This is a genomic window from Exiguobacterium sp. RIT452 (genome assembly GCF_003598705.1).
Taxonomy (GTDB): domain Bacteria; phylum Bacillota; class Bacilli; order Exiguobacteriales; family Exiguobacteriaceae; genus Exiguobacterium_A; species Exiguobacterium_A undae.
This window is the reverse complement of sequence record NZ_QXJB01000005.1, coordinates 113,855-133,715: the sequence shown is the minus strand read 5'-3', so window position 1 is coordinate 133,715 and position 19,861 is coordinate 113,855. Positions and strand designations below refer to the sequence as shown.

The window sequence follows — 19,861 nt, the reverse complement described above, 5'->3', positions numbered from 1 at the left end:
AAATTTTTGACCGCTAGGTTGAATAACTCAGGAATCCTCCACCTCTTAGCGAAGCGTAGGTAGAGGTAGTTCAACACGGTGTCGATCCGATTAATTCCAACATCAAGGCTTTTTGCGCGTGCAGACGATTTTCTGCTTGATCAAATACAACAGAATGTGGACCATCAATAACTTCTGCTGTCACTTCTTCTCCCCGGTGTGCCGGGAGACAGTGGAGGAAGATGACGTCGGCAGCGGCTACATCCAGCAACGGTTGATTGACTTGATAGCCCGAGAATGCCGCCAGTCGTTGCGCCGTCTCCTCTTCCTGCCCCATACTCGCAAAGACATCACTGTAGATGACATCCGCTCCCGTTGCGGCTTGAACCGGATCCGTATACTGTTCGATTTTCCCGCCTGTCGCTTGCGCCAATCGGCTCGCCTCGGCGACAATCGTTGCGTCCGGTGCATACGCGGCAGGACTGCAAATCCGGACTGTCATTCCACTTAAAGCCCCGCCAATCAACAACGAGTGAGCCATGTTGTTTCCGTCCCCGATATAGGTCAGTACTTTCCCGGCTCGTTTTCCGAGATGTTCTTCAATCGTGAGTAAATCGGCTAAAACTTGGCACGGGTGATGTAAATCCGTCAATCCATTGATGATTGGAATCGTTCCGTGCTCCGCTAACGTTTTCACCGTCTCATGTGAAAACGTCCGAATCATCAGCGCATCGACATACCGACTCATCACTTGTATCGTGTCGCTTAACGACTCCCCTCGTCCGATTTGCATGTCTGATCCGTTCAAGACGATGGGATGCCCACCCAACTCGATGACCCCGACTTCAAACGAAATCCGTGTCCGGGTAGAGGCCTTTTCGAACAACAACGCTACTTTTTTTCCACTCAGTGCCTGTTTATATGTCGCCGGCGTCTGTTTGACTGCTTTCGCCAACTCCAATAACTCGGTTAATCCCTCCGCCGTCAATTCTTCGAGCGTCAATAGATGCTGTAACTGCTGTTTCGTATTCGTCATTGGATTAACTCCTTTCGTGTCGTCCACTCTGCCAATCGTTTGACAGGCAACATGTCGATTTCCTCCACGCTGTCAAAATACTGCGCAAGGTGTTGTTCGGTAATGACGACGGCTCCCTTCGTCAGAGCCAGGGCACGTTGTGCTTGTTCGTCCTCGCTGATCGAGAAGAAGACACGACACTGGTCGAAATCCGTTCCATCGTCTAGCGGTACGGCATCCGTCCATCCTTCTGTCCCTTTACCGGCAATATGCAACGCTCGTGTCGTCAACAACGTTTTTGTTGTCTCGTCATGCGCAAAACGTTCTTTCGCCAATCCGTTTGTCGTCCACTGCAAAGTTTCCCCGGTAGACCGCATGACGGGTCCTGTCATCGGGTCCACATGACGTAACTTCAACGTCGAGAAAACCGGTGTCTTCACTGCATGAAACGGCAAACTCGTCCGTTTGACCGGTAACGCATGAACACGTTGTCCACTCGCTGCCTGGACTGCCCATTCGAGTAACGGTTGACCCGTGACTTTAGCGACAATCGGTAATGTCCGGGAAGCACGGGGGTTGATCTCTAAGACATACAGGCTTTGATCTTTGACGACGAACTGAATGTTAAAGGCCCCTTTATACATCAGCTGTTGTCCGATGGCCTGCGCAATTGCTTCGATCTCATCCTGCAATGCCTCTGTCGCTGAAACCGGCGGCAGGATCATCGTCGAATCTCCGGAATGGACACCTGCAGCTTCAATCTGTTCCATGATGATTGGAACATATGTCATTGTCCCGTCAGAGATGCAGTCCACTTCGAACTCTTTCCCCTCGATGTAGGCATCGACTAAAATCGGAAATGCCAGTTCAGGTAACAACGCCTCTAAATCAGCGTCTGTTTTCAAGCGATGCATGCCTTTCCCGCCGATGACATACGACGGACGGACCATCAACGGATAACCGAGTTGCATGATGACCGCATTCAATTCTTCCTCGTTCGTGACCTCTTGACCGGGAATATGTGCGATATCCAGTCGATCTAAAAATTGATAAAACCGCTCACGATTTTCCATTTCATCAATCGTATCTGCCGTCGTGCCGAGCAGATGATAGCCGCGTTGTTCCAGTTCGGCGGCCAAGGCAATCGCCGTCTGTCCGCCAAACTGCACCAAGACGTCGTGACAGTTCTCCGCTTCGAGCACATGAACGACGTCTTCAATCGTCAACGGCTCCACATAGAGCCGGTCGGCGACTTCAAAATCCGTCGAAACCGTTTCCGGATTGTTGTTGATCATAATCGTTTCATATCCGCTGTGCTGGAGCGCCCGAACGGCATGCACCGAACAATAATCAAACTCGATCCCTTGTCCGATCCGAATCGGACCGGCCCCAAGGACGGCGACCTTTTTATAATTGGATGGCGTGACCTCTGTCCGTCCTGACCAACTGCCGTAAAAATAAGGTGTCGGACTTGAAAATTCAGCAGCACACGTGTCAATCATTTGAAATGCCGGTGCAATCCCGAATCCTTGACGCTGACCTTGCACCGATTCCACCGAGACACCCAATACACCAGCGATTTGTTGGTCGGTAAACCCATGCCGTTTTGCTGTTAAAAGCGACTCTTCCGACGTCAAATCCAATGTATCTTGAATCGTTAACAGTCGTTCGAGGATTGTAATGAACAGCGGTTGAATCTGCGTCAATTCGACAATCTGTTGCGAGGTCGTTTCTTTTCGATCCAATAACGCAAGCAACGCAAGCAGACGGCGATCCGTGATCTGTTCCACTTCCTCCCAGAGTACCGTCGTGTCGGCTTGCTTCATCCAAGTCGGATAAAGCGGAGCCTGTTCAACGCCTGCACCGCGCCATGCTTTTTGTAAAGCTTCTTCGAGCGTCTTCCCCATCGCCATACTTTCCCCGGTCGCCTTCATCTGGGTTCCGAGGCTGCGGTCGCTTTCCGGGAAGAGATCAAACGGAAAACACGGGACTTTGGCTGTTACGTAGTCCATTGTAGGTTCAAAACTTGCCATCGTCTCCTTCGTCACGGGATTGATGCAGTCATCTAAACGTTCGCCGAGAGCAAGACGGGTCGCAAGTTTCGCAATCGGATAACCCGTTGCTTTCGAGGCGAGAGCCGAAGAACGGCTGACCCGTGGATTTACCTCGATGACATAATACGTTTGTTCGGTCGGATGAATCGCAAATTGGATGTTACACCCTCCGACGACCCCGAGGGCGGAGACGATTTCTCGTGCTGCCGTCCGGAGCTGTTGATTCATCTGGTCAGAAATCGATTGAATGGGCGCAAATACAACCGAATCGCCGGTATGCACACCCACCGGATCAATATTTTCCATGTTACAGACGATAATCGTCGTATCAAACGCATCACGCATCACTTCGTACTCAACTTCTTTATAACCGGCGATGCTGGCTTCGACGAGACATTGTGAAATCGGACTCGCCTGTAAGCCGTTTGCCGCAAGCAGACGGGCTTCTGCTTTTGTCTTGGCGATTCCGCCGCCCGTTCCCCCTAACGTAAAGGCCGGACGAATGACAAGCGGAACACCACACGTTTCCATGAACTCCTCCAGTTCAGCCAATGTTTCGATTGTCTGACTCGTTGGGAGAGGTTGATTCAGTTCAAGCATCCGCTGTTTAAAACGTTCGCGGTCTTCGCCATCACGAATCGTTTCGAGTGATGTGCCCAGCAGTTCCACTTGATACTGATCGAGCACACCGGCTTCTTCGAGCGATAGTGCCAGATTCAGGGCCGTTTGTCCGCCGACCGTCGCGAGCAGGTGGGTGGGACGTTCACGCTGGATGATGGCCGTGGCCTTCTCAAGGGTCATCGCTTCGATATAGATATGGTCCGCCGTCGACGGATCCGTCATGATCGTAGCCGGATTCGAATTCATCAGCATGACCTCGCATCCCGCTTCCCGAAGTGTCTGACATGCCTGTGTCCCTGAATAGTCAAATTCCGCTGCTTGTCCGATCACGATCGGACCCGATCCGATGACCAGCACTTTTTTATGATCTTGCATACGCTACCTCCTGTTTCAAAATATTTGCTACGAATTGATCAAAAATCACCATCGCTTCGACAGGTCCGGGATGGGCTTCCGGATGGAACTGGACGGTCAAAATCGGATAAGCCGGATGGAGCAGACCTTCGATTGAGCCATCATTGATATGTTGATAGGCAGGAACAAGTTCCGATGCTTCGACACTCGCCGTTTGAACGACATAGCCATGATTTTGTGAAGTCATGAAAACACGTCCTGTCGCCAGTTCCCGGACCGGATGATTCGCCCCGCGGTGACCGTGATGTTGCTTCTCGATTTGACAACCAAAGGCTTTGGCAATGATTTGATGCCCCATACATATGCCGAGCGTCGGATACGATAATGCCAGTTGTTTAATGTCGGCAGTCAGGTGATCGAGTTGCATCGGGTCTCCCGGTCCATTGGAGAAGAGTAATCCGTCCGGTTTTAATTCCTCAATCACGGATTTTGGGGTATCAAACGGAACGACCGTCACTTTCATCCGACGCGCATTGAGCGCGTCAATCATCGATTTTTTCACACCGTAGTCCAGGCAGACCACGTGTCCGTCCGCTTGATCCGTCTCATGAACCTGATGCGCTTTTGTCGAAACCATCGCAATCAAATTCGACGGTTGTGAAGACGATTGCTCGTTCAGCCCGATCGAGCCGACTTGATCACCGTGAGTACGCAGGTGATGGACGAGAGCACGGGTGTCGACTTGACTGAGAACAGGAATGTCGGATGCTGCCAGCCAGTCGGCCAAATCCGATTTGGTTCCGTTATTCGCAAGCGTCTGAACGACGACACCCGCCACTTGAATCTGCTGACTTTCTGAATCCGTCGCAGAAACACCGTATTGTCCGATCAACGGATAGGTAAAGACAATAATCTGTCCACGATAGGAAGGATCGGTCAACACTTCCTGGTAACCGGTCATGCCGGTAAAAAAGACAACCTCTCCTTGAACCGATGCCGTTCCGGTTAGTTTCCCCGGATACACCTGTCCATCTGCCAGTTGTAATGCTCCTGTTGTTTTCACATCATGACCTCCTGTTGGCATACTGATTTGATTTTTTCGATTGCCAGATCCAGTTCTGACTCCGTGACGAATAGTGACGGTAATAATCGAATGACGTTCGGACCTGCACTGACAACGAGCAGTCCGGTTTGCTGAAGCGCTTGAATCAACGGTGCGACGGCTTGATGACACTCGATCCCGATCATCAGTCCACGACCACGCACCTCCCGAACCATTGTTCCAGGCAATTCACTTAACTGTGCCATCAAATATTTCCCTTTGTTCTGTACCTGTTGCATTTGCTCGTCCGGTAACAACAATTCCAGTGTCGCTTCTGCCGCTGTCATGGCGAGCGGATTTCCGCCAAATGTTGAACCGTGTGTCCCCGGTGTGAAAACCGTTGCCGCCTCAGCTGTCGTGATGAGTGCTCCGACCGGAAAGCCGCTTCCGAGTCCTTTGGCGACGGTGATGATATCCGGCTTCAGCGGGGTTTGTTCAAAGGCATATCGTGATCCCGTTCGTCCGATTCCGGTCTGAACTTCATCGACGACCACTTTGACGTCATATTTTTTCGTTTGTTCCATCAAAGCCTGTAACCATCCATGATCGGCCGGGATGACACCGCCTTCTCCTTGGATGACCTCGAGCCACACGGCAGCCGTCTGCTCACTGATCATGTCAAGGCTCTCAAAATCATTGAAGGTGAGATGCTTAAAATCGGGAACCATCGATCCAAAACCGTCTTTGATCTTCTCTTGCCCCGTCGCTCCCATCATCGCGAATGTTCGACCGTGGAATGATTGACTGAATGTCAGGATTTCCGTTTTTTGTGTCCATTTTCGAATCAGCTTAAAGGCTCCTTCATTCGCTTCTGTCCCGCTGTTACAGAAGAAGACGTGACTGAGGTGACTGTCTTTTGTCAACAGCTCAGCGACACGTTCCTGCTTACTGCTGATGAACAGGTTCGATGTATGCCACAGTTTCCCGAGTTGTTCCGTTACTCGTTGTTGAACAAACGGATGGCGGTGTCCTGTGTTACAGACCGCAATACCCATCGTGAAATCGAGATAGCTTTGCCCTTTCGTATCCGTCACAAACGATCCTGAACCCTCAATCAACTCAATGTCATGACGCTGATACGTCGGTAGTAATGCGCTCATTGTTCTCCTCCTTCACTTGAGTTCCGGGACTGGTCACTTCTTGTCCGAATCGAATCCGGACATGCTTGATTCCCTGTTTTGCCGCTTCGATGACAGCCATCGACTTCGGAATCATTCCTCCGTTAATTTCGTTTGATGCGAGTCCCGCTTCCAAATCGGAGACGGTCACTTCTGATTGCATCCGACCGTTTAGCTTGATGCCGGTCACATCGGTCAACAATTCAAATTCATCCACTTGCAGAGCGGTGGCTAACGCGACAGCACACGTATCTCCGTTACAGTTCAATGTCCCTTCAGAACCGGTGATCAATGATGTAACGACTGGAATGAACCCCGTTTGCATCAGGGTCTGAAACAACTTTTCTTCGACGTGTGCGACGTGTCCGACCGCACCGACGTCCGGCTGCCGTTCTCCCCGAATGCTCGCGCCGTCGATGCCTGTCAATCCGACGGCAGGTAACGCCTGTTGATTCAACTGGTAGACGATTTTAGACTGCACTTCGCCTCCGAGTACACGTTCCGCCCCGAGCAAAACGTCATCTGTCGTGACCCGGACCCCTTGTTCGAAGACGGATTCAATCTGTAACTGTTGGCAGTAGGCAGATAAGGCCGGTCCACCACCATGCATGAAAATCAATTCGTTGTTCGCTTTCAACCATTCGGACCATTCCTCGTAATAACGGGGATCCAGTTGCTCCAATACACTGCCACCGAGTTTGATTAACTTTCGTTTCGTCATGTCCGGTAACTCGCATTGATTTTAATGTAGTCGTACGTTAAGTCACATCCGAAAGCGTGTCCGCTTTTTGTCCCCTGATTCAAATCGACTTCGATTTGAACGACATCTGCCGCAAGCTCAGCCGACGCTATCGTCTCGTCAAACCAGACCGGCATGCTTTGGCGGAGGACGGCTTGGGAGCCGATCCGGATATCAATCTGACTGACATCAATCGGTTCATCGATACTGCCGATTGCAGCAACGATACGTCCCCAGTTCGCATCTTCTCCGAAAATCGCTGTTTTCACGAGCGAAGAACCTACGATTTGTTTGGCAATCTTTCGGGCAAGCAGTTCCTCGTTTGTCCCATTGACCTTGACTTCAATCAGTTTTGTTGCCCCTTCACCGTCCCGTGCGATTTGTTTCGCCAGGTCCTGACAGACGCCCTCGACGGCCTGCTGGAACTGTTCGGCTTCTGTTGAACCCCGTTCGATCGATTGTGTTTGTGCTGCTCCGCTCGCGAGAATCATCACCATGTCATTCGTCGAACTGTCTCCGTCCACCGTGATGCAGTTGAACGTCCGGTTGACGGCTGTTTTTAAGACCTCTTGGAGAAACACGCTGTCAATCGAAGCATCTGTCGTCAAAAATCCAAGCATTGTCGCCATGTTCGGATGAATCATGCCGGATCCTTTAGCGACACCGCATACCGATACGACATCCCCGTTCAGCAGGATTTGTCGCCCGGCTGTTTTAGTCCCCGTGTCCGTCGTCAGAATGGCAGTCGCAAAGTCCTCTGCCTGGACTTCTTTCGTATCAGGTTCCAGTTGTTCGATGCCTTGAAGTAACGTGTCGATCGGAAGCGGTTGACCGATGATACCGGTCGAGGCTATGACGACATGTTCCGGTGCCAGTTGAAATTGCTCGGCAACAGCTTGTTGTGAAGCATAGGCATGAGTTAATCCCAGTTCGCCTGTACAGGCATTGGCATTTCCACTGTTGACCAAAACCGCATGCACTTTTCCGCCTGATACCGCCATCGCTTCTTTCGTCACGGTGATCGGAGCCGCTTGGATTTGATTCGTCGTGTAGACAGCCGCCGCATCCGCACCGCCTTCACACAACAGAAGTGCCAAATCCTTTCGTTTGCGTCTCAACCCGACATGGATCCCCGTTGCCTTAAATCCTTTTGGTGTCGTTACCGTCAATACTGGTGTCACTTGTACATTTAACATATTCATGGTCCCTTCTATATAAAGAATGGCTGTTGTGTCAGTCCGAGTGTTTCGTGATACCCACTCATGACATTGGCATTTTGAATCGCCTGTCCCGCAGCACCTTTTTGCATATTATCGAGTACGGATACGACCGTCAGCCGTCCTGTCCTCGTGTCCAGATACACGGATAGATCACAATAGTTACTGCCGGCAGCCGATCTGATTTCCGGATCGGCCTGATTGATTCGAATGAACGACTCCTGTTGGTATCGCTCGCTGAACCAGGCTTGCCATTCATGCTCTGTCTTCTCGACAAGCGGTTGTAACGTCATCGTTGCCATGATTCCTCGATTCAGCGGGACCAGATAGGTTGCAAGGGATACAACGACCTTTTGACCGGTGATTTCTTCGACGACGGACTCGACTTCCGGAATGTGCTGATGACGATTCTGTTTGTACATCCGAACATTTTCATTCGATCGCACATGGTGTGTTTGTTCCGTCAACGTTTTTCCGGCACCGGATAGTCCGGAGCTGGCGTGGATGATAATCTGATCCGGATCAATCATCTGTTGCTCAAGCAGGGGCAGTAAACCTAACAAGATTGCTGTGGCGTAACATCCCGGGTTCGCCACCAACCGACTGTTTTTGATGTCTTCCCGCTTCCACTCGGTCAATCCATATGTGGCTTGTGCCTGAATGGATGAATCGATGGCGTCGTGTGCATACCACGCCTCATACAATGTTTTCTCGAGACGCAGGTCTCCGCTCAAATCGATTGTCTTCCCGTCCCACTCGGTCAATTGTTTGAGGTATTCCGTCGATATACCGCTCGGTGTTGCGAGAAACAGAAGATCCGTTTCGACCTCCTTAATATGGGCCATCGAAAATTCCGTTAAGACGGGATACTGATTTTTATTCATGAAGCTGTATAATCGTTCTATCTTCTCATCTGTTTTCGAATCACTGATCAGCGAAACGATTTCCAGCTGAGGATGAAGCTCAATCAACCGTATAAGTTCAATCGCAGCATATCCTGTTGCGCCAACAATCGTACATCTCATCTGAGGAACTCCTTTGAAATAAATGATAAACCGATTTAAACATATGTATAATTATACTGTCAACTGTATTTTTATTTATATATTATTCAGAACGACAAAAAAGGCTTTGATCAATGACATCAAAACTGATGTGACTGATCAAAGCCTTTTTTTAAATGATTATCGTTTTTCTGCACGCTGTGCGACGAGATGATCGATTCCAAAAACACTTGCTCCCATTAACGCGATGACCACTACAAAAATTGCAGTAAACATATGTATTCTCCCCCTGTTCACAAAATAGACATCTCTTATTTCCTATTGTGCAAGATTTCCGGCAAAAAAGAAAGCGTTTACGACAAAAAATCGTCACATTTTGCTTTATTTTTTATTTTTAATTAAAATCCAAACAGTTGACGAACCGGCGCATCTTCGATAACATAGCAACTGTTCCACATTTTACTTTCACACGTAAAAGCAAACAAGCATAAACGCATTATAGAAACAAGGAGGTGGAAGCATGCGCATGTCCTTTCGTGAATCCGCAGCTATCCTAGGAATCAGTATCATTATTTTATTATCCGTTTTATTCGGTGCCAAAGCCGAACCGCATCTTGCCATCTTATCCAGCTTAATTTTTGTGACGGTTTACGCTGCCTTTCGCGGCTTCGGTTATGAAACACTCGAACAACATATGATCAACGGCATTCGTGAAGCCATCAAACCGATTTTGATCATGTTGCTCGTCGGAATGACGATTGCTGTCTGGATGATGAGCGGGGCCGTCCCGACACTGCTTCATTTCGGACTCGAGACCTTATCCGCCACCTGGTTCGCACCAAGTGCTTTGATCATCACGATGATTGTCTCAACGTTTACCGGAAGTTCGTTTACGACGATTGGAACCGTCGGCGTTGCCTTGATGGGAATCGCCGTCGCGCTTGGTGTCAATCCGGCACTCGCCGCAGGTGCGATCATCAGCGGTGCTTGTTTCGGGGATAAGATGTCTCCGTTATCGGATACGACAAATTTTGCACCCGGCATCGTCAATGTTTCCGTGTTTGATCACATCCGTTTCATGATGGGGACAACGGTTCCCGCCATTACCATCACCTTCATCCTGTTCTTTATTTTCGGACGGGGGAACGGTTCAATCGATGCAGAAACGATCGGATCGACCCAACAAGAGTTGGCACGGTTGTTCCAATTATCACCTTGGACACTGCTTTCCCCGCTCCTTGTGATGATTCTTGCTTTGCGTAAAACGCCTGTCGTTCCGACGTTGATTGCCGGTGTTTTGAGTGGTCTTCTCTTAACAGGTCTCACACAAGGCAACTGGAATATCGGCCAATGGATGAGTGTCATCCAAAACGGATTGCAGTTAGAAACAGAAAATCAAACCGTCGCCAGCATCATCAGTAAAGGTGGTCTGCAATCGATGATGTGGTCTGTTTCCCTCGTCATGCTTGCATTGGCTTTTGGGGGTGTCCTCCGAGGCATCGGCGTCATCGATGTCATCATCGAGAAAACTGTTTCGAAACTGAAACGGGACGGCAGCATCATCTCATCTGCTGCCCTTGCTTCGATCGGTGTCAACATCATGGCCGGCGAACAATACTTGTCCATCTTGTTGCCCGGACAAGCGTTCAAAAAGATTTTTGAGGATCGTTCGATTGATCTTCGCTTCTTGTCTCGTGCACTGGAGGATGGCGGTACACTCGTCAATCCGTTAATCCCGTGGGGCGTCTCAGGTGCCTTTTTCGCATCAACACTTGGTGTTCCCGTGACAGCGTACGTTCCGTTCGCGTTCTTCTTGTTGTTGTCGCCGTTCTTTACGTTCCTGCTCGCCTTTATCCGCCCCACTAAAAAACCGGCACAGGATCTGGTGGCTTAATCTGTATTCCGGTCGTATTTTTTCGAGTAAAACTGTGTATTCAGTTTTACTCTTTTTTTAATTACTTTTACAAAAACTCTACAGAATGCAACGATTGTCGAGAAAGATGTGTAAATCTAAAGTGAAATGGGAATATACCAAACATAAGATAAAAAAATTACAGCGAATTGAGAGAGAGAAACGTGCACCCTGCTTCAGGAGATGCTTTCGGTGTAATTTGTAGGAGGAGTTCGATTATGATCAAACGTGGCACATTAGAACGGCTTGATGGCAAATATGCTGTTCTTCTCTGGGAGAATGGATCTAGTTTTATTCCCCGTCGTTATTTGCCGACTGAAGCACGACTTGGTGATACAATTTTATTTGATGGTACAAGTTACTCGATTGACGCATCCAGCTCTAGTCAATCTTCCTTTCAAACGTTTTCGTTTCGGCAAATGGGTTGATACGTAAAAAAGCCTTCTGGTGATAAGAATTGACTAGTAGACACACTTGTCTTCTTCAGTCCTTCCTTACCTACAGATGGCTTTTTTTGTTGTTTAACGGATTCGAAGTTCCCTGTTGGAACATTGTGGACACTGAATGTGATGGATATCCGATAACGAAAGTCGTCTTAGTTTCGAACCGTCGTGTTCACATTGATGCAACGGTTCGATGATTTCCGTTTTCAGAAACAGGGCACACCAGAAATGCGTCGAGATACGGAGACAACACGGGCATTGAAACAAATCATATTGATGCGGCACCCATCCCTCTTCGATTTCATCGATGTGTGCATGATAGGTCTTGATGATATAAGCGCGCATGGAATCTGTGATTTTTTGGCGGCTCACAAGCGGTTCCTGATACGGTGGTACGAATAAAAACGGCAACGCTGACGTGTAGTTTCCCATGCCGTATGTCAGCATGGACGGGAATGCCTTCCATTCTTCTTGCTGTCCGACTTCAATGATTTGGTGATACGTACAGGCCCCACAAGACAGCTCCATGTTTTATCCTCCGATCTTCTGCACCATCTCTTTCAACATTTCTTCCGTGACCGGTCCGACATGTTTCCCGACAATCGTGCCTGTTTCGTCAATCAGATAGGTCGCAGGCATCGCGAGAAGCCGGTACTCTTTCTCCGACTGCCCTTTCGTATCGTAAAGTACCGGATAGTCCACGGGGGTTTTCTTTAAAAACTCTTCGACATCGGTCAGTCGTCTTTCGGATGTCGTCACGTTGATGCCATATACCGGAATGGACGTCGACTCAGAAAAGGCGTTCAATTCCGGAATTTCCTGCCGGCAGGGCGGACACCAGGTTGCCCAAAAATTAATGACGATGAGCTGATCCGTCAAGTCAGATAAACGAATCGGTTGACCGTCTTGTTCTATTTCGAGGTCCGGCGCTTTCATTCCTGTTTCGAGTCCGCCTTCCGCCTGTTGTTTTGCTTGAATCTGTTGTTGGTCTTGTTTGGTTTGATAGGCGTTGTAGCTGGTGTAGGCAATGCCTGAAAGGACGACCGCTATCACTAGATAAAAAACATATTTTTTCACTGATATCTTCACTCCTCTATGTATTCAGTGTAGCAGAATCTTTCGCTACATTTGTGACAAAAAAAGTGTCCGAATCCCTGAATCGGAATCGGACACTTGCCTTGCCATCTATATTTTATGAGATTTTGTTCCAATCATCTGCTTAATTGTATCGTGGCAATTGTTTTTTGACTTGGCGGTTATCTTTGACGCTTCCAACCGCTTCATCTCCGCCAAGCGCTTCATTCAATGCCGTCTTCCCTTGCTTGACTTCGAGACGGCGGTTAAACACGGCTCGGTTGTCGACAGCTGCGACTAGAATCGACGCGACATCCGTTTCAGAGATCGTAGCTTCTTTGACATCTTTTAAATCTTCGTCCGCTTCAATCAATCCGCGTCCTTCACCATCCACGATATTCACGGGACAGATGATGGTATAAGTGAGTCCGCTATGCTCGATCTGTTCTTCCGCCGCATTCTTTGCCGCGTAGAAAGGATACATGTCTTTTTTAAATTGATTCGGGCGGTCAGCGCCGTATGCACTGAGGAGGACGAAATGACGAACACGCGCCTTTTTCGCAGCATCAATCGTTTTCAGAGCAACCGTCCGGTCGAGCAACTCGATTTCGGTTGCTTCTCCGTCAACACCGGCCGTCGCTGCACAAATGACAGCATCCTGCCCCGAAACTCCATGTTCGATGACCTTTTCGAGTTCTGTTTCGATGTCGACGTAATGCGCCTTGACACCCAGTTTCTCAAATCGTTCGACTAAATGCTGATGCCGGACGATGACAGTGACTTGATGACCTTTGGCTAGCGACTTGACGACACGAGCTCCGATTGTACCTGATGCACCTACAACTAATACTTTCATATGATAGGTCCCTCCTCGATAGATTAGTCACCTTTAGTAAATTCCACTGTTCGAGAAAGAACAAACCCTTTTTGAAGAATTAATCGTTTTTTAGTGTCCCGTAAAACGTCGTCTCCAGTTTGGCACGGAGTTCCGCCAATTCTTTTTCCTTCGGGAAATCATAGAAAATCCCGTTCAGCCGCTCACTGACACCCTCGACTTCCAGGTGCTCCCGTTTGGAAAGTAACGCCAGCGACAGACCTGCTGTCATCATTTGTCGGACGCTGACATCCAGGTTCATTTCTTCTTTCATATAACGGTTCGCAGCAGGAATACTCGACCAGCCGGTTGGTTTCATCAAGTCTGTCGCGACAGCTTGAATGACTTCCGATTGACGGTTCGCCCGGGCCACGTCGGTATCCGTTTTCCGGTGGCGTGAATAGGCTAACGCCATCGCGCCATCCATGTGATATTCTTTCCCTTTTTGGAAAGCATACTGATTGGCTTTTCCACTCGCATCTTGTTCACTGAACGTACCGGTCGACACGAGATCAATCCCGCCAATTTCGTCAATCAAGCCGATGAAGCTGTCGAACGAGATGACAATCTTACTGTCGATGTCTTGTTCCAGCAATCCGCCGACGGCACTGCTGGTGCAATCTTCTCCCCCGTAAGCGAAGGCATGCGTGATTTTATCTTTTTTCCCGTCTTCGCAAGCAATCGGTGTGTACGTATCACGGGGAATCGACGTCAATTGGATCGTCCGGGAGAGCGGAACAAACTGCATGACGGACAAGGAATCTGATCTGGAACCGCGCAACGATTCACCCGGTCGTGCATCACTTCCGATCAATAAAAACGTAAATGGTTGTGAGGCAAATACGATAAGACCAATTAAAACAATCAGCAGCAAACCGATCAGCTTGGATTTGAAACGACGCTTCTTTTTTTGAACCGGTTGTTTTTTCAAGCGTTGGTCTGATGTTTTTTCGCGAACCGGTTGCTCGGTCCTCCGGCTCCGTGACGAACGACGTTGACTCAAGCGATGTTGGACAAGCCCCGCCATTTTGCCTCCTGAACGCATGATGCTTCCAAAACCGGATGAAAGACGTTGCTTATTTGACGTTTTTTTCGAAGAAGATGCCCGCTTTTGCTCCGCTTCCGACGGTTCATCTAAATAACGTTGACGGGCGGACAACTTTTCTTCCGGTTGTTCCGGTTGTTCCGGTTGTTGATGAATCTCTTGATTTTTTTCTTCTTGTTCACGTAACTCTTCCTGACGTTTTCGCTCTAACCGTGAACGCCCTGAATGAAACTCTTCCATAGATTACCTCCGTTTTAATCGCGCGATAAGTGCTTTTCCTGTAAAAAGTGACGCAAATACGTCCGTTTCGGATCCTTCATCGAAGCAGCCATCTGGTTCACCCAGCCTTCTGTCCGACGTCCGTCTGTCCGTTCGCCGTAATAAGAAGATGTTTCTTTTTCGTATTGGGACAGCAACTGACGCATCGTGTCGTCATCAGTATACGTATTTCGGTGGAAGACCGCATCCATCGGAAGGCGGGGTTTTTTCCCGGGCTGTTGATCCGGAATGCCGACGGCAACGCCAAACAGCGGCACGACATGACTTGGCAATTCGAGTAATTCACTCACTTTAGCAGCGTCATTTCGTAATGAGCCGATATAAACCGTCCCGTATCCTAACGATTCTGCCGCAACTACAAGATTTTGAGCCGCCAGTCCGGCATCGACGGCACCTACAATCAAGGCCTCTGTCGTTTCGACGGTTTGATCAACTGAACCGGATGCGAGTTCGGCCGCAAGCACATGCTTATGGTAATCGATGCAAAAGACGAAAAAATAACTGTTTTCAGCGACGTATGTCTGTCCGCTCGCGACTTCGACCAGTTGTTGTTTAAGATTGTCTTCTTCCACACCAACGATTGCATAAGCTTGTTGGTAAGAGGAAGTAGACGCCGCCTGTGCGGAACGGACCAGGATTTCAATCGTTTCCTGATCAAGTTGATGCGGCTTGAATTTACGGATGGATCGGTGATTAAGTAGATGCTGAATGGTTTCGTTCATGAATAATCGCTCCCTTGAATTAATGATTCTCTTAACGATAGGCAAACATCTCCTGAAAGTGCAACCGAAAGACGTTCGGTTTTTACACTTAAAATCGCTTTCGTTCTTCATCCTATCGATTAACTTCTAAAAAAAGCGGGAAAGGGATAAGAGAAGTATTGTGTCTTTTTTGTCGAAGGAGGGCGATTATGAGAATTCGTAAACTACGTCTTTTACTCGAACAATATGGCGATACGACCCTTCGCGACATCATCGTAGAAATCTATCGCCAACTCCCCAAACAAGTCATCGAAGAAAAAGAACTGGATTTAATGTTGGCTCAATTCGCTAAATACAAAAATCTTCAAAAAGAACAGGAACAACCGACGGTCGAACAAACGATCGAACAGACGGATCAGTTCATTCAACTCGCTTACGATCTTCAGTATCTAGAACCCAATAAACTGGTTTCGGTCCGCGAACAAAAAAACTGGTACATCACCGCTAAACGTTTGCTCAAACATTTACGGCATTACATCGGTCGTAAAAACGGCACGCGTGTTGCGTTTGAGGAATTCTTTTTTCTACTCTCTTCCGCTGCAGGCGAGGAACCTCTCTTTTTGAGCAATGACCCCTTTCGACTCATCAAAGTCACTCAGGTTGAATTATTTGAAGAACTGGTCGGCTATTATAAACTCGAGTCCAAGGACCAAACATGGATGCAACGGGCCATCTACACTGCCGTCAAGGTACCGATTGATGTCGATACGGAACGGAGTGACCTTTTTCTTGCCGTGCTCACACATTGTACAAACGCTTCAGAACGCGAAGCCTACGTCGCGTTGCTGAATGCACACGCTAAAAAACTCCAAATGAAAGTTCGAATCGATGCCGATGTCCTGTTACTGTATCAAGAAATCCGATTTGCCGAGCTTCATGCCTTGATTGCATTACGCGAACTCGAACGGGCGGAAGCGATGTTATTCACAGAATATATTCCTTATTTTTCACATCGTTCGACGCCGTTTCGCTATTATCTTGATTTACTTGAACAAGCCGGATTAAACGAAGAACATGACCGGATTGAACGGGTCGGCCGGAGAAAACATATTCATTTTTAATCCTTCCGCATCAAAAAGGCGCGTTTCCTCTAAGTTTGTTAGAGAAAACGCGCCTTTTTGTTTAGTCCGTCGCATTGACGATCCCGAGACCCACCGTCGCAAGCAATGCGATGCAGGCAAACAGGAAGGCCATGTCATTTGGCGAATCAAATCCATCATAGGTCGGCTCTTTTTGATCGGTAATGATTTCATCGACTGTCCCGTAGTTCCCATATGTCGGCGACTCACGGACACTTATTTCATTTTTCTCTAACTCTTGTGCGTGAACCGATGGAATGCCGATCAAGAAAAACAAGAATCCTAACGCCATTAAGCTTTTTTTCACGATGTGATCACCACCTTATACTTTTCCTTATTTTTCAAAATAAAACCATATTATATCTATATTTTTTTGTATACTGAATTTGCTTTGCATCATCTTTATGAAAGGACGTGTCTGTTGTGCACATCTTACCCTATGGGCAGTTGTCCCATTACCAACGTCGTCTCGTTCATCAATTATTGCAAAACAACCGCTTTTTCCCTCCGGTCATCACACCCCCACCGGCTGAACATCAGCAATGGACCATCTGGGAAGGGGATACGGTCTGTGCGACAATCGGGCTCCATGTTTTTGAACACTCCGTCCAAATACTCAATGCAGCTTACACCAACCTGCAGGCATTTCGTGCTCTTGCACACGATGTTCATTACAGGGCACTTTCTTATTCCCCCAAACATATCGATGTACAAATCATCCCACCACACGATTTCGGACTTGTATCAACCTGGACGACGCTTGGTTATGTGCTGTCCAGTGAACAGTTCCGCTTAATCGGTCTGACGCATGAACGTGTCCCCTCTGTTCAGTTCAAGCCCCTTACCCTGCGGAACCGTCATCTTTTTTTGAACATCCGAAATGATGCGGTGCGCACTTCCGATTTTCTTTTTTCCTACGAGCTCGAACACTTGAATTACCTAATCGATCAGGGTGCGCTGCCTTATCTCGTCTATGATCAGAAAACAGTCATCGGAACCATCGTCATTCAAACACATAAACAAACGGTTCGCCTTCTTGAAATGGCATGTCTGCCCCAGCTCAAGAATCAAGGATATGGTCGACGTATTTTAGATACGTTTCAGGCTAAGCTCCGGAAAAAGAACATTCTCTCTTTTGAAGTCTATTGTTTTTCAGCGCATCAGGAGGCGCTTCGCCTTTATCAACCTGCACTCTTTTGTGATCTTCAAATCTTTTCCCACTGGCATCGTTACTGTTGTGACACGGTGTCCTTAACGACGTAACTGTTCTACAAGTTCTCGATACTCCGGCAATACATATTGATCATCCAGCTGATTAAAATCTACCTTCGCATACGTCTTCAGCTGATGCCCCATCTCGAATAGACTTTTTTGATAAACCTCACCCATACTCGTCGCCAGTCCCGGCTGATAATTATGAAAAGCAAGCAAAGCATCCTTGATCATCGCTTCATGATGCGGTTGTCTTAATGCATCTTGAAGCATTTGTTCAAACAGATCCGTTTGACGGCCAACGATTGCGTAAAACAGCGGATAGTGTTTCGCGTATTGAAAAGACACATCATAGTTCGTTTGGTCGACGATATACTTGAGACTCTTTGCATTCGAACGGTGCAAGCGTTCGACTAACCCGACGGTCGTCGGTCTGTCGAATGCAACGAGACTCCGTTCATCCAGTTCCTCTGTATGGGTAAGCAACAGAACGATGTCGAGCGTGTTGATTTCATGCGTTTCCAAAAAACGATCACTCCGTTGTAATGTCGTCGTGTACGCAAGATCCAGACCGTTTTTGACAGCCAAATCAAATAAGTCGTGATCATAAACGCCGTATAGTCCGACCGGGAATGCCAACGGTTGCCGGACGAGTGAACGGTGACCATCAATCACGACTAACTGATTTGGATCTACGCCGGACGTGAACAAGTTTTCTAACAAGGTTTTTCCTGTTTTCGTGTTTGCTAACCCCAGGAAAATCCGATCCAGCTCCACGACCGGTTGATCGGTTTCAAGTGCCAATGATAAATGTTCGATCGACTGAAGAGAAACCGCTCGGTTGATAAAATTGAGTGCCCGACGTTCTTCCGGCGTCAACTGCTGATTGTATGTATAAAAACTCTCCCGATCCATCGTTCGAAAGGCTTCTACCGCAAGACCCACTGCTTCATTTTTAACAAATCGTTTCATAAGTACGCCTACCTCCTGAATAGTATCTCTCCTAGTAGTGTACGCAATATCGGTTCTTCTTGAAAGGCTCAAAAAAATCCTGATGGTTCTCTACTTCAAGAACACACCAGGATTTTTAGTTTTCACTCACCTTTAAGTGTGAATTTCGAAAGGCTTCATCTTGCTTACCAGTCTTTTCGACACTTGTTCCGACCGAACCGATATACTCGATTTGTTGTTTAGGTTGAATGAATTCATACGTAACAGCAGGTTCTCCACGTAAACGCACCGTGATGACTTGTCGATGCTTCAGTGAAAAGGACGCCTTAACTTCGAGAAGCGACGTTTTACTAATGTTGTGTCGTGTTTGAAGCACCTTAGCTAACTGTTCTTCCGAACGGCGTTGGCTGCTTTGGAGTTCGGCGTACGAAATGCCGACTGCAAACGATAAGACGCCAATCAGACTTAGTGCGAGAATGACCAGTACTTTTTTCAATGACTGACTCACCTCCGAATAGACTTCTTCCTGCTATCATCATCGGTTTGTCTCCTCTATTCCTGAAGTCTTTTTGAAACTTCTTCTATCCGCATTTGCATATCGAGATGCGGAATTCCGTCTTCCAAATAGACTTCTGACTTTTCTTCAAATCCAAATGAAGCATAAAACTTCTTTAAATGAGCCTGCGCCTGCAAGTCAATCAAGATTTCGCCCTGCTCTCGAATCGATTCAATCGCTTCATTGAGCAGCTTTCTTGCTATGCCGTTCGAACGGTAATCAGCATGTACGGCAACCCGCCCAATGGCTACTGCTCCGGCTTGATTTCTTGGAAGAATACGCAGACAACCGATCAAGGTGTCATTTTCATATGCCAGACCATGCAACGATGCTTGATCCCGATTATCCAGTTCCGGATATGGACAGTTTTGTTCGACGACAAAAATGTCTGTTCTCAGCTTTAACAATTGGTATAGGCTCGCACCATCCAACTCATTAAATGAAACCAACTTGGTTTGATACATAAGTGACT

20 protein-coding genes are annotated in these 19,861 nt (G+C 48.0%); 4 read left to right on the top strand and 16 right to left on the bottom strand.

The features are described from left to right. Positions 1-70: 70 nt before the first annotated feature. From argF to argC, 7 genes are read right to left on the bottom strand one after another with little or no spacing between them, the layout of a single operon-like run. Complete coding sequence (gene argF, locus D3D03_RS12225) at positions 71-1,015, bottom strand: ornithine carbamoyltransferase (protein WP_119923714.1); 945 nt, start codon at positions 1,013-1,015, stop codon at positions 71-73. After that, positions 1,012-4,044 (bottom strand): carbamoyl-phosphate synthase (glutamine-hydrolyzing) large subunit, encoded by a 3,033-nt coding sequence (gene carB / locus D3D03_RS12220; protein WP_119923713.1) that lies wholly within the window; start codon positions 4,042-4,044, stop codon positions 1,012-1,014. The genes argF and carB overlap by 4 nt, the downstream gene beginning before the upstream one ends. Beyond that, the gene (locus D3D03_RS12215; protein ID WP_119923712.1) at positions 4,031-5,086 is read right to left on the bottom strand and encodes a carbamoyl phosphate synthase small subunit; all 1,056 of its coding nucleotides are present in this window, start codon (positions 5,084-5,086) and stop codon (positions 4,031-4,033) included. Before D3D03_RS12215 ends, carB begins: the two co-directional genes overlap by 14 nt. Then, positions 5,083-6,225, bottom strand: coding sequence for an acetylornithine transaminase (locus tag D3D03_RS12210; protein WP_119923711.1), 1,143 nt, complete (start codon positions 6,223-6,225; stop codon positions 5,083-5,085). Before D3D03_RS12210 ends, D3D03_RS12215 begins: the two co-directional genes overlap by 4 nt. Beyond that, positions 6,191-6,964, bottom strand: a complete 774-nt coding sequence (gene argB, locus D3D03_RS12205; protein ID WP_119923710.1) for an acetylglutamate kinase — start codon at positions 6,962-6,964, stop codon at positions 6,191-6,193. The genes D3D03_RS12210 and argB overlap by 35 nt, the downstream gene beginning before the upstream one ends. Continuing rightward, complete coding sequence (gene argJ / locus D3D03_RS12200; RefSeq protein WP_119923709.1) at positions 6,961-8,178, bottom strand: bifunctional glutamate N-acetyltransferase/amino-acid acetyltransferase ArgJ; 1,218 nt, start codon at positions 8,176-8,178, stop codon at positions 6,961-6,963. The genes argB and argJ overlap by 4 nt, the downstream gene beginning before the upstream one ends. Before the next feature lie 14 nt (positions 8,179-8,192). Next, positions 8,193-9,224: an N-acetyl-gamma-glutamyl-phosphate reductase gene (argC, locus tag D3D03_RS12195; RefSeq protein ID WP_119923708.1), complete on the bottom strand. Its 1,032-nt coding sequence runs from the start codon at positions 9,222-9,224 to the stop codon at positions 8,193-8,195. A gap of 499 nt (positions 9,225-9,723) precedes the next feature. On the opposite strand from argC, the gene nhaC reads away from it, so the two are divergent. Next, on the top strand, positions 9,724-11,097 hold the full coding sequence (gene nhaC, locus D3D03_RS12190; protein ID WP_119923707.1) for a Na+/H+ antiporter NhaC: 1,374 nt from the start codon (positions 9,724-9,726) through the stop codon (positions 11,095-11,097). 236 nt (positions 11,098-11,333) lie between these two features. Beyond that, positions 11,334-11,543: a DUF3006 family protein gene (locus D3D03_RS12185; RefSeq protein ID WP_119923706.1), complete on the top strand. Its 210-nt coding sequence runs from the start codon at positions 11,334-11,336 to the stop codon at positions 11,541-11,543. 93 nt (positions 11,544-11,636) lie between these two features. Here D3D03_RS12185 and D3D03_RS12180 read toward each other — a convergent pair whose 3' ends face one another. The 5 genes from D3D03_RS12180 to nfsA form a co-directional block, all read right to left on the bottom strand. After that, positions 11,637-12,086 carry a hypothetical protein gene (locus D3D03_RS12180; RefSeq protein ID WP_119923705.1) on the bottom strand — a complete coding sequence of 150 codons (450 nt, stop codon included), beginning with the start codon at positions 12,084-12,086 and terminating at the stop codon, positions 11,637-11,639. 3 nt (positions 12,087-12,089) lie between these two features. Further along, the gene (locus D3D03_RS12175; protein WP_119923704.1) at positions 12,090-12,635 is read right to left on the bottom strand and encodes a TlpA family protein disulfide reductase; all 546 of its coding nucleotides are present in this window, start codon (positions 12,633-12,635) and stop codon (positions 12,090-12,092) included. A 142-nt stretch (positions 12,636-12,777) separates the two neighbouring features. Beyond that, positions 12,778-13,488, bottom strand: a complete 711-nt coding sequence (locus tag D3D03_RS12170; protein ID WP_026833864.1) for an SDR family oxidoreductase — start codon at positions 13,486-13,488, stop codon at positions 12,778-12,780. Positions 13,489-13,567: 79 nt separating this feature from the next. Then, a complete protein-coding gene (locus D3D03_RS12165) occupies positions 13,568-14,791 on the bottom strand; it encodes an LCP family protein (RefSeq protein WP_233550699.1) in 1,224 nt (407 codons plus the stop codon). A 14-nt stretch (positions 14,792-14,805) separates the two neighbouring features. Further along, positions 14,806-15,552: an oxygen-insensitive NADPH nitroreductase gene (gene nfsA, locus D3D03_RS12160; protein ID WP_119923703.1), complete on the bottom strand. Its 747-nt coding sequence runs from the start codon at positions 15,550-15,552 to the stop codon at positions 14,806-14,808. Positions 15,553-15,740: 188 nt separating this feature from the next. Between nfsA and D3D03_RS12155 the strand changes: the two genes are divergently transcribed. Then, positions 15,741-16,652 carry a hypothetical protein gene (locus D3D03_RS12155; RefSeq protein WP_026833867.1) on the top strand — a complete coding sequence of 304 codons (912 nt, stop codon included), beginning with the start codon at positions 15,741-15,743 and terminating at the stop codon, positions 16,650-16,652. 61 nt (positions 16,653-16,713) lie between these two features. Here D3D03_RS12155 and D3D03_RS12150 read toward each other — a convergent pair whose 3' ends face one another. Next, positions 16,714-16,977, bottom strand: coding sequence for a hypothetical protein (locus D3D03_RS12150; RefSeq protein WP_026833868.1), 264 nt, complete (start codon positions 16,975-16,977; stop codon positions 16,714-16,716). A gap of 116 nt (positions 16,978-17,093) precedes the next feature. Here D3D03_RS12150 and D3D03_RS12145 point away from each other — a divergent pair, with 116 nt between their 5' ends. Beyond that, positions 17,094-17,933 (top strand): GNAT family N-acetyltransferase, encoded by an 840-nt coding sequence (locus D3D03_RS12145; RefSeq protein ID WP_119923702.1) that lies wholly within the window; start codon positions 17,094-17,096, stop codon positions 17,931-17,933. On the opposite strand, the gene D3D03_RS12140 is transcribed toward D3D03_RS12145, so the two are convergent. The 3 genes from D3D03_RS12140 to D3D03_RS12130 all read right to left on the bottom strand — a co-directional run bounded on the left by D3D03_RS12140 (position 17,922) and on the right by D3D03_RS12130 (position 19,853). After that, positions 17,922-18,854: a hypothetical protein gene (locus D3D03_RS12140; RefSeq protein ID WP_119923701.1), complete on the bottom strand. Its 933-nt coding sequence runs from the start codon at positions 18,852-18,854 to the stop codon at positions 17,922-17,924. The two genes, D3D03_RS12145 and D3D03_RS12140, sit on opposite strands and share 12 nt — an antisense overlap. A 115-nt stretch (positions 18,855-18,969) precedes the next feature. Then, positions 18,970-19,329, bottom strand: a complete 360-nt coding sequence (locus D3D03_RS12135) for a hypothetical protein (RefSeq protein ID WP_119923700.1) — start codon at positions 19,327-19,329, stop codon at positions 18,970-18,972. Between the two features lie 56 nt (positions 19,330-19,385). Then, positions 19,386-19,853, bottom strand: coding sequence for a GNAT family N-acetyltransferase (locus D3D03_RS12130; RefSeq protein ID WP_119923699.1), 468 nt, complete (start codon positions 19,851-19,853; stop codon positions 19,386-19,388). Positions 19,854-19,861: the final 8 nt, after the last annotated feature.

Coding starts and splice junctions, on each gene's coding strand:
- argF (WP_119923714.1), bottom strand. CDS start 1,015: ATGACGAATACGAAACAGCAGTTACAGCATCTATTGACGCTCGAAGAA.
- carB (WP_119923713.1), bottom strand. CDS start 4,044: ATGCAAGATCATAAAAAAGTGCTGGTCATCGGATCGGGTCCGATCGTG.
- D3D03_RS12210 (WP_119923711.1), bottom strand. CDS start 6,225: ATGAGCGCATTACTACCGACGTATCAGCGTCATGACATTGAGTTGATT.
- argB (WP_119923710.1), bottom strand. CDS start 6,964: ATGACGAAACGAAAGTTAATCAAACTCGGTGGCAGTGTATTGGAGCAA.
- argJ (WP_119923709.1), bottom strand. CDS start 8,178: ATGTTAAATGTACAAGTGACACCAGTATTGACGGTAACGACACCAAAA.
- argC (WP_119923708.1), bottom strand. CDS start 9,224: ATGAGATGTACGATTGTTGGCGCAACAGGATATGCTGCGATTGAACTT.
- nhaC (WP_119923707.1), top strand. CDS start 9,724: ATGCGCATGTCCTTTCGTGAATCCGCAGCTATCCTAGGAATCAGTATC.
- D3D03_RS12185 (WP_119923706.1), top strand. CDS start 11,334: ATGATCAAACGTGGCACATTAGAACGGCTTGATGGCAAATATGCTGTT.
- D3D03_RS12180 (WP_119923705.1), bottom strand. CDS start 12,086: ATGGAGCTGTCTTGTGGGGCCTGTACGTATCACCAAATCATTGAAGTC.
- D3D03_RS12170 (WP_026833864.1), bottom strand. CDS start 13,488: ATGAAAGTATTAGTTGTAGGTGCATCAGGTACAATCGGAGCTCGTGTC.
- D3D03_RS12165 (WP_233550699.1), bottom strand. CDS start 14,791: ATGGAAGAGTTTCATTCAGGGCGTTCACGGTTAGAGCGAAAACGTCAG.
- nfsA (WP_119923703.1), bottom strand. CDS start 15,552: ATGAACGAAACCATTCAGCATCTACTTAATCACCGATCCATCCGTAAA.
- D3D03_RS12155 (WP_026833867.1), top strand. CDS start 15,741: ATGAGAATTCGTAAACTACGTCTTTTACTCGAACAATATGGCGATACG.
- D3D03_RS12140 (WP_119923701.1), bottom strand. CDS start 18,854: ATGAAACGATTTGTTAAAAATGAAGCAGTGGGTCTTGCGGTAGAAGCC.
- D3D03_RS12130 (WP_119923699.1), bottom strand. CDS start 19,853: ATGTATCAAACCAAGTTGGTTTCATTTAATGAGTTGGATGGTGCGAGC.